The sequence below is a fragment of the Cupriavidus sp. R6-3 genome, assembly GCF_059772245.1.
Genome location: NZ_JCBAJO010000159.1, coordinates 1 through 11,129, shown reverse-complemented (window position 1 = coordinate 11,129; position 11,129 = coordinate 1). Strand labels below are relative to the sequence as shown.

General features: G+C 67.9%; 10 protein-coding genes, 1 tRNA gene and 1 pseudogene. 6 read left to right on the top strand and 6 right to left on the bottom strand.

What is annotated here, in order from left to right:
* The 4 genes and pseudogenes from AC6EI8_RS19460 to ispB form a co-directional block, all read right to left on the bottom strand.
* Positions 1-635: type II secretion system F family protein (locus AC6EI8_RS19460; RefSeq protein ID WP_498382647.1), on the bottom strand; the 635-nt coding region annotated here is incomplete at its 3' end.
* Between the two features lie 38 nt (positions 636-673).
* Positions 674-1,903 (bottom strand): annotated as a pseudogene (locus AC6EI8_RS19455) (GspE/PulE family protein); the annotation flags it as partial.
* Positions 1,904-2,193: 290 nt separating this feature from the next.
* A tRNA-Pro gene (locus AC6EI8_RS19450) sits at positions 2,194-2,270 on the bottom strand.
* Between the two features lie 18 nt (positions 2,271-2,288).
* Positions 2,289-3,218, bottom strand: coding sequence for an octaprenyl diphosphate synthase (gene ispB, locus AC6EI8_RS19445; protein WP_150082151.1), 930 nt, complete (start codon positions 3,216-3,218; stop codon positions 2,289-2,291).
* A gap of 665 nt (positions 3,219-3,883) precedes the next feature.
* Between ispB and rplU the strand changes: the two genes are divergently transcribed.
* The 4 genes from rplU to proB all read left to right on the top strand — a co-directional run bounded on the left by rplU (position 3,884) and on the right by proB (position 7,000).
* A complete protein-coding gene (rplU, locus tag AC6EI8_RS19440) occupies positions 3,884-4,195 on the top strand; it encodes a 50S ribosomal protein L21 (RefSeq protein WP_006576525.1) in 312 nt (103 codons plus the stop codon).
* Between the two features lie 66 nt (positions 4,196-4,261).
* Complete coding sequence (gene rpmA / locus AC6EI8_RS19435; protein ID WP_053822556.1) at positions 4,262-4,522, top strand: 50S ribosomal protein L27; 261 nt, start codon at positions 4,262-4,264, stop codon at positions 4,520-4,522.
* Between the two features lie 135 nt (positions 4,523-4,657).
* Positions 4,658-5,755, top strand: a complete 1,098-nt coding sequence (obgE, locus tag AC6EI8_RS19430; protein WP_150082120.1) for a GTPase ObgE — start codon at positions 4,658-4,660, stop codon at positions 5,753-5,755.
* 120 nt (positions 5,756-5,875) lie between these two features.
* Positions 5,876-7,000, top strand: a complete 1,125-nt coding sequence (gene proB, locus AC6EI8_RS19425) for a glutamate 5-kinase (RefSeq protein WP_226107095.1) — start codon at positions 5,876-5,878, stop codon at positions 6,998-7,000.
* Between the two features lie 114 nt (positions 7,001-7,114).
* On the opposite strand, the gene AC6EI8_RS19420 is transcribed toward proB, so the two are convergent.
* Positions 7,115-7,753: a CNP1-like family protein gene (locus AC6EI8_RS19420; RefSeq protein WP_223819432.1), complete on the bottom strand. Its 639-nt coding sequence runs from the start codon at positions 7,751-7,753 to the stop codon at positions 7,115-7,117.
* Entirely contained in the window at positions 7,746-8,405 is a 660-nt protein-coding gene (locus AC6EI8_RS19415; protein WP_150082123.1) for an RNA pyrophosphohydrolase, read from the bottom strand. Before AC6EI8_RS19415 ends, AC6EI8_RS19420 begins: the two co-directional genes overlap by 8 nt.
* Before the next feature lie 236 nt (positions 8,406-8,641).
* Between AC6EI8_RS19415 and AC6EI8_RS19410 the strand changes: the two genes are divergently transcribed.
* Together AC6EI8_RS19410 and AC6EI8_RS19405 are read left to right on the top strand one after the other, a co-directional pair.
* Positions 8,642-10,369, top strand: coding sequence for a proline--tRNA ligase (locus AC6EI8_RS19410; RefSeq protein WP_149316588.1), 1,728 nt, complete (start codon positions 8,642-8,644; stop codon positions 10,367-10,369).
* A gap of 142 nt (positions 10,370-10,511) precedes the next feature.
* Positions 10,512-11,129, top strand: a 618-nt coding sequence (locus tag AC6EI8_RS19405) for a lytic transglycosylase domain-containing protein (RefSeq protein ID WP_498382646.1), incomplete at its 3' end; no start/stop codon positions are given.

The window sequence follows — 11,129 nt, the reverse complement described above, 5'->3', positions numbered from 1 at the left end:
AGCGGCGGCGAGCGGTCCAGCGCATGCCGCAGGCCCAGCCACGCCAGCGGCGGCAGCGCCAGCAGCCACTGCCAATGCACGACGAAGCCGTCGGACAGCGCGATGACGAATTGCGTCGGCGTCGGCAGTCGCGCGCCGGCGCCGAAGCCGACGAAGACCTGCTTGAAGGCCGGAATCACGAACAGCATCAGGATCGTCGTCACGGCGGCGGCCACCGCGAGCACCACCAGCGGATAGCGCAGCGCGGCGCGTACCTGACGGCGCAGCGCGATTGCTTGTTCCTGGCAGGCACAGAGCCTGTCGAGCATCCCACCCAGTGCGCCGCCTTGCTCGCCGGCGTCGACCAGGCTGCAGTACAGCGCATCGAACGTGCGGGGATGCCGGCGCATGGCCTGGGCCAGGCCGCTGCCGCTCTCGATGTCGCCGCGCAATTGCGCCAGCAGACGGCGCCACGCCGGATCGCCGTGGCCGCGCGCAATGATGTCGAGCGCCGGCAGCAGCGGCACGCTCGCGCCCAGCAGCGTCGACAGCTGGCGCGTGAAGCGGGCAATGTCCTCGGCACGGATTCGTGGTGGCGCGATCGTGCGCGCCACGGCGGGGCGGCGGACTGCGGCGCGCGGAGCGGGGGCTGCCATGTTGGACCCGGATGGCATGATCGTTCGGTCGATCTTCGTTATGGATTGGTGGTCGCCAGCACCTCGGCCAGCGAGGTCGTGCCCGCCCTGACCTTGAGCAGCCCGGCCTCGCGCAACGATAGCACGCCCTCGCGGCGCGCCTGCTGCGCCAGCGCGCGCGTACTGCCGCGCGACAGGATGATGCCCTGCATCGCGTCGGAGACCGGCATTACCTGGTGGATGCCGCAGCGCCCGCGGTAGCCGCTGCCGCGGCAGGCGGCGCAGCCGACCGGCTGGCAGGGTTGCCAGTTGCCATCGAGCAGGGCGTCCGCGAAGCCCGCCTCGCGCAGCGCGGCCAGCGGCACCGGGCCGGGCCGTTTGCAGGCGCACAGCATGCGGGCCAGCCGCTGCGCGGTGATGACCAGCACGCTGGCGGCCAGATGGAAGGGCGCGACACCAAGCTGCGCCAGCCGTGTCAGCGTGCCCGGCGCATCGTTGGTATGCAGCGTCGACAGGACCAGATGGCCGGTCTGCGCGGCCTTGACCGCGATATCGGCGGTCTCGGCGTCGCGGATCTCGCCGACCATGATCACGTCCGGGTCCTGACGCAGCAACGCGCGCAGCACGGCCGGAAAGTTCAGGCCGACCTTGTCGTGGATATTGACCTGGTTGATGCCGGCCAGCTGGATCTCTGCTGGGTCCTCGGCCGTCGAGATATTGCGCTCGTCCTGGTTCAGCAGATTGAGAAAGGCGTACAGCGAGACGGTCTTGCCGCTGCCAGTCGGGCCGGTGACCAGCACCATGCCGTGCGGACGGCGCAGACGCTCCAGCAGCACGGCGAGCTGCGCCGGCTCGAAGCCGAGGCCGTCCATGTCGAGCCGCACGCTGGAGGCGTCCAGCATGCGCAGCACGATCTTCTCGCCGAACAGCGTCGGCAGCGTGGATACGCGCAGGTCGATGGCCCGCGTCGCCGCGCCCTGCGGCCCCGCATCGCCGTCGCGCCGCGGCACCACGAAGCGCATGCGGCCATCCTGGGGCACACGCTTCTCGGCGATGTCGAGCCGCGCCAGCACCTTGATCCGTGTCGCGATGCGGTCGCGAATGTCCAGCGGCGGGCGCGCGACCTCGTGCAGCAGTCCATCGATGCGAAAGCGTACGCGGTAGAAGCCTTCGTACGGTTCGAAGTGCAGGTCCGAGGCGCCGCGCCGGCAGGCCTCGGTCAGCAGCGTCTGGACGAAGCGCACGACCGGCGCATCATCGGCCGAGGGCATGGCGGGGTCGTATTCGATCGGCGCATCGGCGGTGGCGATCATGGCGAGGCAGGGCGCAGTGGAGGAGTGGCCCAGTGTGCGACGCGCCGGCCAGGGACGGGAATGCGCGCAGTCTCAAAATGGAATGGCCGGCGCGATGTGGCGTACCTGCCCGGTCCTTGCCCTGGTACCTGCGTAATCGTGGCGTGCAGCAGCCTGCCAAAACGAACGGCGTGCCGAAATGCCGCGGCGCCGGCGGCGATGCGACGACACATCCAACGCACCAAAGCAAAAGGGCCGTGCATCGCTGCACGGCCCTTCTGAAAAACTGGTCGGGGTGAGAGGATTCGAACCTCCGGCCTCTACGTCCCGAACGTAGCGCTCTACCAGGCTAAGCTACACCCCGTTTTTGTTCCCCGCCGCGTCAGAACTGACGTTGCAGCGAGAAAGCACATAACTTTATCAGTGTTTCTTTCAGTTGTGAAGGGGGAAATTGCATTGCCGCGCGTTCGGCCGCATCGGCCTCGCGTTTTGCGGCCTCGAAGGTCGCATCCAGGGCCCCGCATTGATGGATGGCGGAGAACACCGCGTCGAAATGTTCGGTGCCGCCCTGGACGATCGCCTCGCGCGCCAGCGCGCGCTGCTCCGCGGTGCCATGCTCCATCAGATGCAGCAGCGGCAGCGTCGGCTTGCCCTCGCGCAGATCGTCGCCGGCGTTCTTGCCCATCTGCTCCGCGCTGGCGGTGTAGTCCAGCATGTCGTCGATCAGCTGGAAGGCGGTGCCGATGCGGCGCCCGTATTCGGCGGCCGCTTCCTCCATCTCCGCGTCGGCGCCCGCCAGCACCGCGCCGAGCTGGGCCGAGGCCTCGAACAGCTTGGCGGTCTTGTAGCGGATCACCTGGAGGTAGCGCTCCACGGTGACGTCCGGGTCGTGCATGTTGAGCAGCTGCAGCACCTCGCCCTCGGCGATCACGTTGGTCGCATCCGACAGGATCTGCATGATGCGCATGCTGCCGGCATCGACCATCATCTGGAAGGCGCGCGAATAGAGGAAGTCGCCGACCAGCACGCTGGCGGCGTTGCCGAACACCGCGTTGGCGGTCTGGCGGCCGCGCCGCAGCTCGGATTCGTCGACCACGTCGTCGTGCAGCAGCGTGGCGGTGTGGATGAATTCCACCACCGCGGCCAGTTCATGATGGCGATGTCCGTCATAGCCGAGCGCGCGCGCGGACAGCAGCAGGATCACGGGGCGCAGGCGCTTGCCGCCCGCGCCGATGATGTATTCGCCGATCTGTTCGATCAGGGGCACTTCGGAAGACAGGCGCTGCCGGATGACTGCATCGACGGCGCGCATGTCGGCAGCGACCGGAGCGAGCAAGGCAGAGGCGGAAGACTCGGACAAGATGATCACCGTTACGCAGAACGAGCGATTATATGCGATGGCCGTGTCCAGATGGCTTGTCGTGCGCGCCATCTCGCGCCATCGCGCACCGGTCCGGCGGCCGGTCTTGCCCGCTGCGGTGCGCCGCCGGAGCGGCGCACGAGCGGCCCCACAGGCGGTCCCACAGGCGGTCCCACAGGCGGTCCCACAGGCGGTCCCACAGGCGGCCCCACAGGCGGCACCACCAGGCGGCACCACCAGGCGGTCCACACGCGGCGCCTATAATGCGGGCATGAACAAGCCCGCCGCTCCCGATGGCCATGGCCGCCGTCCCTCCCGCCGCCTTGCGTGGTGGGTCGCGTTCGCCGCCCTGGCCGGATTCCTGCTGGCCGAGGCGACCTGAGGGCCGGCTTCGGCAAGTGCGTTGCCCGCCTCTGCGGGCCTATGTGTTTGTTTTCTTTGCACTTTTCCCGCTGCTCGTATAGAATGCCGAGTTTCCTCCGGCTGAACTGCTGTTGTTGCGTCCGTGCCGGCGGGAGATAACCGGGCCGAAAGCGCATTGCCTGGCCGCTTCGCTTCACCGCGAAGCCGCGCCGGCGCTGGCTTTTGGGCGTTTATTCACATCGAGAGGTTCGACAATGTACGCGGTCGTAAAAACCGGCGGCAAGCAATACAAGGTTGCTGCTGGCGAAAAACTGAAAGTAGAACAGATACCGGCAGACATTGGCGCAGAAATCACGCTCGACCAAGTGCTCGCAGTGGGCGCTGGCGACCAGATCAAGTTTGGTACGCCGCTGGTCAGCGGGGCTTCCGTCAAAGCTACCGTTATCTCCCAAGGTCGTCACGACAAAGTGAAGATCTTCAAGATGCGCCGTCGCAAGCATTACCAGAAGCGTCAAGGCCATCGCCAGAACTACACCGAACTGCGCATCGAAGCGATCGTTGCCTGAGTCCACGCGGACGGCAACGAGACAGCAAATCGAGCGACAACTAGGTAAAGCGACAGGAGTTAAGTCATGGCACAGAAAAAAGGCGGCGGTTCCACACGGAACGGCCGCGATTCCGAATCGAAGCGTCTGGGCGTGAAGGTGTTTGGTGGCCAGGCCATCAACGCCGGCGGCATCATCGTCCGCCAGCGCGGTACCCGCGTGCATGCCGGCGAGAACGTCGGCGTGGGCAAGGACCACACCCTCTTCGCCCTGGTTGACGGCCACGTGAAGTTCGCCGTCAAGGGCGCTGCCAAGAAGCAGCAGGTCAGCGTCGTTCCGGCAGCCTGATCACTGCCTTGCAGCACGAAGGCCCCGCAACCCTTGCGGGGCTTTTTCTTTTCTGGCGACAATGTCGAACGTCGCCCGCCGCCGGCAGCGCCTGACCAGGCCTTGCGAGGCGGCACGCTCCATCACGGAACCATCATGAAGTTCATCGACGAAGCCCGAATCGAAGTCATTGCCGGCAACGGGGGCAATGGCAGCGCGTCGTTCCGGCGCGAGAAGTTTGTGCCGTTCGGCGGGCCGGACGGCGGCGATGGCGGCCGTGGCGGCAGCGTCTACGCGGTGGCCGATCGCAACATCAACACGCTGATCGATTTCCGCTACGCCAAGAAGCACGTCGCCCGGAACGGCGAGAACGGCCGCGGCTCCGACTGCTACGGCGCGGCTGGCGAGGACGTGACCCTGCGCATGCCGGTCGGCACGCTGATCACCGACATGGACAGCGGCGAGGTCATCGCCGACCTGACCGAGCACGGCCAGAAGGTGTGCCTGGCCGAGGGCGGCATCGGCGGCTGGGGCAACCTGCATTTCAAGTCCAGTACCAATCGCGCGCCGCGCCAGCAGGTCGACGGCAAGCCGGGCGAGCGCCGCATGCTCAAGCTCGAGCTGAAGGTGCTGGCCGACGTGGGCCTGCTGGGCATGCCGAACGCCGGCAAGTCGACCTTCATCTCGCACGTCTCCAATGCGCGGCCGAAGGTGGCGGACTATCCGTTCACCACGCTGCATCCGAACCTGGGCGTGGTGCGCGTCGACCACGAGCAATCGTTCGTGATCGCCGATATCCCGGGGCTGATCGAAGGCGCCGCCGAGGGTGCGGGCCTGGGCCATCAGTTCCTGCGCCATCTGCAGCGCACCGGGCTGCTGCTGCATATCGTCGATCTGGCGCCGTTCGACGAGGCCGTCGATCCGGTCGCCGAGGCGCGCGCCATCGTCAACGAGCTGAAGAAGTACGACGCCGAGCTGTACGAGAAGCCGCGCTGGCTCGTGCTGAACAAGCTCGACATGGTGCCGGAGGACGAGCGCGAGGCGCGCGTCAAGGACTTCATCAAGCGCTACAAGTGGAAGGGGCCGGTGTTCCGCATCTCGGCGCTGACCGGCGAGGGCTGCCGCGAGCTGGTCTACGCGATCAAGGACCATCTGGCCGCGCTGAAGGCCGAGGAGGCGGCGGCGCTGGCCGAGCCGGACGTGCGTCTGGACGAGCGGCTGCACAACGTCGACCGCGACGGACAACAAGGCTGATTTCGCGCCAAATATCCGCCCCGAACATCGGCCCCGATTCGCCACGATCTGCCCCGAACACCCGCGCCGAATTTCCGCGCCGGTTCATCGCCCGGCACGACCTCACTTCAGGAGACAGAGTTGCCCACCCAATCGGTCATCGCGCAGGCCCGGCGCATCGTCGTCAAGGTCGGATCGAGCCTCGTCACCAACGATGGCAAGGGGCTTGACCACGACGCCATCGCCCGCTGGGCGGCGCAGATCGCCAAGCTGCGCACCGCCGGCAAGGAAGTGGTGCTGGTCAGTTCGGGGGCGATCGCCGAGGGCATGCAGCGGCTGGGGTGGGCGCGTCGCCCGCGCGAGATCCATGAGCTGCAGGCGGCCGCCGCGGTCGGGCAGATGGGGCTCGCCCAGGTCTACGAAAGCCAGTTCGGCCGCTATGGCATCCGTACCGCGCAGGTGCTGCTGACCCATGCCGACCTGGCCGACCGCGAGCGCTATCTGAATGCACGGTCCACGCTGCTGACGCTGCTGAGCCTGGGCGTGGTGCCGATCATCAACGAGAACGACACGGTCGTCACCGACGAAATCAAGTTCGGCGACAACGACACGCTGGGCGCGCTCGTGACCAACCTGATCGAGGGCGATGCGCTGGTGATCCTGACCGACCAGCGCGGCCTCTACACCGCCGATCCGCGCAAGGACCCGGCCGCCGAGTTCGTGCACGAGGCGCTGGCGGGCACGCCGCAACTCGAGGCGATGGCCGGCGGCGCCGGCACCGCGATCGGCCGCGGCGGCATGCTGACCAAGATCCTGGCCGCCAAGCGCGCGGCCAAGTCGGGCGCCCATACCGTGATCGCATCCGGTCGCGAGGCCGACGTGCTGGCGCGGCTGGCCGGCGGCGAGGCGATCGGCACGCAGTTGCTGGCGCCGACCGGGCGGCTGACCGCGCGCAAGCAGTGGATGGCCGACCATCTGCAGCTGCGCGGGCGCGTCGTCATCGATGCCGGCGCGGTCGACAAGCTGACCGCGGGCGGCAAGTCGCTGCTGCCGATCGGCGTGGTGGAAGTGCAGGGCGAATTCGCGCGCGGCGAGGTCATCGCCTGCGTCGATGCGCAGGGACGCGAGGTGGCGCGCGGCCTGACCAACTATTCGAGCGCGGAGGCGCGGCTGATCGCCCGCAAGCCGTCATCGGAAATCGAATCGGTGCTCGGCCACCTGAACGAGCCCGAGCTGATCCACCGGGACAATCTGGTGCTGGTCTGAGCGGAAGGCGAAGCGCCCCAGCCTTCTGAGCGGACGGCTAATCGCCGCCCCCGGCCTTTCTGGACGGACGGCGAATCGCGCCCTCCGGTCTTCATTCCTGCCGACCGATACGCCTTACCGGTACGCGCCCTGCCGCGCGACGCCGTCGCGGATCGCCCGCACGATATCCTCGGTCTTGCCCGCCACCGCGCGTCCGTCGCACAGGTATTCGGACGCCAGCGTCGCCGCATAGCTGTTGCGCACGCTGGTGCTCATCGTGCGCCATTGTTCGGCGCCCGCGCTCTGGTTCGGCACCCAGGTCTTGCTGCCGGGCGGCATGGTGGCGAACAGCTTGCGCTGGAACACGTCGCAGCGCACCCCTTCGTAGCTGATGTTGCGCACGCCGGTCGGGCTGGTGATCACCGCGGTGTAGCGCACCGCGCCGTCCTCGCCGACCATGATGGACTTGGCGTCCACGGCGAACGACAGGCGCCCGGTGGTGCTGACGTCGAAGGGCAGCAGGTCGGCGTCCGCGGGCGGCGGCGGCAGCTTGGTCGCGGCCTCCTGGAAGCCCTTGGAGGCGAGCCGGTCGAGCAGGAAGACCGGTTCCTCGGCCTCCTCCGCTTCCAGCTGGGCGGCGCGCTTGGGCGTTTCTGTGCTGGTGGAACAGGCGCTCACCAGGGCGAGCGCGAACAGCGTGGCAAGCCCGGCAGCCAGACCCGAAGGGGTCGCGCTGCCGGCGCGGCGTCGGCCGAAGCCGGCGGGTTTATTCATCAGTGCTCCGCGTTTGCGCGCAGACCGGCGGTTCCGGCTGCGTCAGGGTAGGGGACGGCTGGCTGGCGGCCGGCGCATTGCCCGGACCTTGCCGGCCTGCGCGTGGGCCGCCGGCGCGGCCGGGGTTGCCATGGGTCCCGGCATGGTGGTTGCCGTAGGGACTGAGCGGCGCCCGCGGGCCGCGATGCAGAAAGCGCGACAATTCCGTCAGCGCCATCTGGTAGACCTCGCGCTTGAATTCGATCACCGCGTCGAGCGGCACCCAGTACTGGCTCCAGCGCCAGGCATCGAATTCCGGGTGGTCGGTGGCGCGCAGACAGATATCGCAATCGCGCGCCGCCATGCGCAGCAGGAACCAGATCTGTTTCTGCCCCTTGTAATGCCCGCGAATCTCGCGGCGTATGAACTTGTCCGGCACCTCGTAACGCAGCCAGTCGCGCGTGCGACCGACGATCCTGACGTGCTCGGGCAGCAGTCCGACCTCTTCATGCAGTTCGCGGTACATCGCCTGTTCCGGCGTCTCGCCGTATTTGATGCCGCCTTGCGGAAACTGCCAAGAATGTTCGCCGATTCGCTTGCCCCAGAACACCTCGTTCCGTGCGTTGATGAGGATGATGCCGACGTTCGGGCGAAAGCCTTCACGATCGAGCATGACTGCACCTCGAATCCTTTAGAATTACGTCGATTATAAAGGAAGCGCGGGGTCCGTCCGGGCCGCTCCGGGGTGGTGGTTTTCCCCGACGAAATGCGCCGTTTCAGGCGCCTTTCGCCGGTCCGCAAACCGTCTCACCACCCGGGTCCTTGCCCGCCTTTCCTTGACCTGTTTTACCCCTTACGCCTTTTCCCATCGATCCGCGCCGCGCGCGCTGTCCCAACCGAAAGCCACGGATGAAAGCTTCGCAATTCTTCATTTCCACTCTCAAGGAAGCACCCGCCGACGCGGAGATCGTCTCGCACAAGCTAATGATGCGCGCCGGCATGATCAAGAAGCTGGGTGCCGGCATCTATAGCTATATGCCAACCGGCCTGCGCGTGATCCGCAAGATCGAGCGGATCGTCCGTGAGGAGATGAACCGCGCCGGCGCCGTCGAACTGCTGATGCCGTTCGTGCAGCCGGCCGAGCTGTGGCAGGAGACCGGCCGCTGGGACAAGATGGGCCCGGAGCTGCTGCGCCTGAAGGACCGCCATGAGCGCGACTTCGTGCTGCAGCCGACCTCGGAGGAGGTCGTCACCGACATCGTCCGCACCGAGATCCGCAGCTACAAGCAGCTGCCGCTGAACCTGTATCAGATCCAGACCAAGTTCCGCGACGAGCGCCGGCCGCGCTTCGGCATCATGCGCGGGCGCGAATTCACGATGAAGGACGCCTATTCCTTCGATCGCGACGAGGAAGGGATGAAGGTCTCGTACCGCCAGATGTACGACGCCTATATCCGTATCTTCCAGCGCTTTGGCCTCGAATTCCGCGCGGTGGCGGCCGACAACGGCGCGATCGGCGGCTCGGGCTCGCACGAGTTCCACGTGATCGCCGACACCGGCGAGGACGCCATCGTCTACTGCCCCGAGTCGGACTACGCGGCCAACATGGAGGCTGCCGAGGCGCTGCCGTTGGTCGCCGAACGCGCGCCCGCGCGCGAGGCGCTGACGCGCACGCCCACGCCGGGCAAGGCCAAGTGCGAGGACGTCGCCGAGCTGCTGGGCATTCCGCTCGAGCGCACCGTCAAGTCGATCGTGCTGGCGACCGAGGGCGCCGAGGGCGAGCCCGCGCAGATCTGGCTGCTGCTGCTGCGCGGCGATCACGACCTGAACGAGATCAAGGCGTCCAAGGTGCCGGGCCTGGCCGAGTTCCGCTTCGCCACCGAGGCGGAGATCGTCGCCACCTTCGGCACGCCGCCGGGCTATCTGGGCCCGATCGGTGCCAAGGCGCCGATCCGCGTGGTGGCCGACCGCACCGTCGCCAACATGAGCGACTTCGTCTGCGGCGCCAACGAGCGCGACTATCACCTGACCGGCGTCAACTGGGGCCGCGACCTGCCCGAGCCGCTCGTCGCGGACCTGCGCAACGTGGTCGAGGGCGACGCCTCGCCCGACGGCAAGGGCCGCCTGGCGATCTGCCGCGGCATCGAGGTCGGCCACGTGTTCATGCTGGGCACGCGCTATTCGGCGGCGATGAACGCGACCTTCCTCGACGAGAACGGCAAGACCCAGCCGATGCAGATGGGCTGCTACGGCATCGGCGTGACCCGTATCGTCGGCGCGGCGATCGAGCAGAACTACGACGAGCGCGGCATCATCTGGCCCGCCGCGATCGCCCCGTTCGAAGTGGTGGTGTGCCCGGTCGGCTACGACCGTTCGGAAGCGGTCAAGGCCGAGGCCGACCGCATCCATGCCGAGCTGCTGGCGGCCGGCGTCGACGCGATCCTGGACGACCGCGGCGAGCGCCCCGGCGTGATGTTCGCCGACTGGGAGCTGATCGGCGTGCCGCACCGCGTGGTGGTGGGCGACCGCGGCCTGAAGGAAGGCCAGGTCGAGTACCAGGGCCGGCGCGACGCCGAGGCGAGCCGCGTGGCGGTGGCCGACATCGTCGGGCATGTCCGCAAGCTGCTGGCCGACTGAGGCCATGCAACCGCCGCGATGCGCCGCCATCGCGGCGGCGCCGCTTCCCGGCAAGTCTCCGGTCATGCGTCCGGGCGAGTTTGCGGGCAGCGTTCCGGGCAGGGTCCGGGGCAGGTTTGCTGGCCCAACGTCGGGGCTGGCGATGCTGGCGGCTGCGCTGCTGTCCGCGCTGGCGCTGCTGCTGGCTTCGCCGCCGGCGCACGCCGGTGCCCAGCGGGAAGAGCAGCTGGCCGACGCCGTGCGCGGCGCGCTGGCCGCGGCGATCGCGGATGCGCGTCCGGCCCGTCCGGTATTCGTCTCCGCCGGCGAGCGCGACGCCTATCTGCGCTGGGTGGCCGAGATGTCGCGCCGCCTCGAGCCGCGCATCCCCGAGCCGTTGATCCGCACCGAGCTGGTCGAGACCGTCTATTACGAGGCCAAGCGCGCCGGGCTGGAGCCGGCACTGGTACTGGGGCTCATTCAGGTCGAGAGCAACTTCCGCAAGTACGCGATCAGCACGGCGGGCGCGCGCGGGCTGATGCAGGTAATGCCGTTCTGGGCGCGCACCATCGGCGATGGCGACGCGCGCAAGCTGTTCCATCTGCAGAGCAATCTGCGCTACGGTTGCACCATCCTGCGCCACTACCTGGACCGCGAGTCCGGCGACCTGTTCCTGGCGCTGGGCCGTTACAACGGCAGCCGCGGCCGCGCGGAATACCCGAACGCGGTGCTGGCCGCGTGGAAGCGCTGGCAGCAGGCCGAGGTCGCTGTCACGGTGGCG

What these genes read in the sequence shown, in the direction of transcription:
- ispB (WP_150082151.1), bottom strand. Translation starts at nt 3,218, where the DNA reads ATGCGCGCCGTCGATGCAGTCATCCGGCAGCGCCTGTCTTCCGAAGTG.
- rplU (WP_006576525.1), top strand. Translation starts at nt 3,884, where the DNA reads ATGTACGCGGTCGTAAAAACCGGCGGCAAGCAATACAAGGTTGCTGCT.
- rpmA (WP_053822556.1), top strand. Translation starts at nt 4,262, where the DNA reads ATGGCACAGAAAAAAGGCGGCGGTTCCACACGGAACGGCCGCGATTCC.
- obgE (WP_150082120.1), top strand. Translation starts at nt 4,658, where the DNA reads ATGAAGTTCATCGACGAAGCCCGAATCGAAGTCATTGCCGGCAACGGG.
- AC6EI8_RS19420 (WP_223819432.1), bottom strand. Translation starts at nt 7,753, where the DNA reads ATGAATAAACCCGCCGGCTTCGGCCGACGCCGCGCCGGCAGCGCGACC.
- AC6EI8_RS19415 (WP_150082123.1), bottom strand. Translation starts at nt 8,405, where the DNA reads ATGCTCGATCGTGAAGGCTTTCGCCCGAACGTCGGCATCATCCTCATC.
- AC6EI8_RS19410 (WP_149316588.1), top strand. Translation starts at nt 8,642, where the DNA reads ATGAAAGCTTCGCAATTCTTCATTTCCACTCTCAAGGAAGCACCCGCC.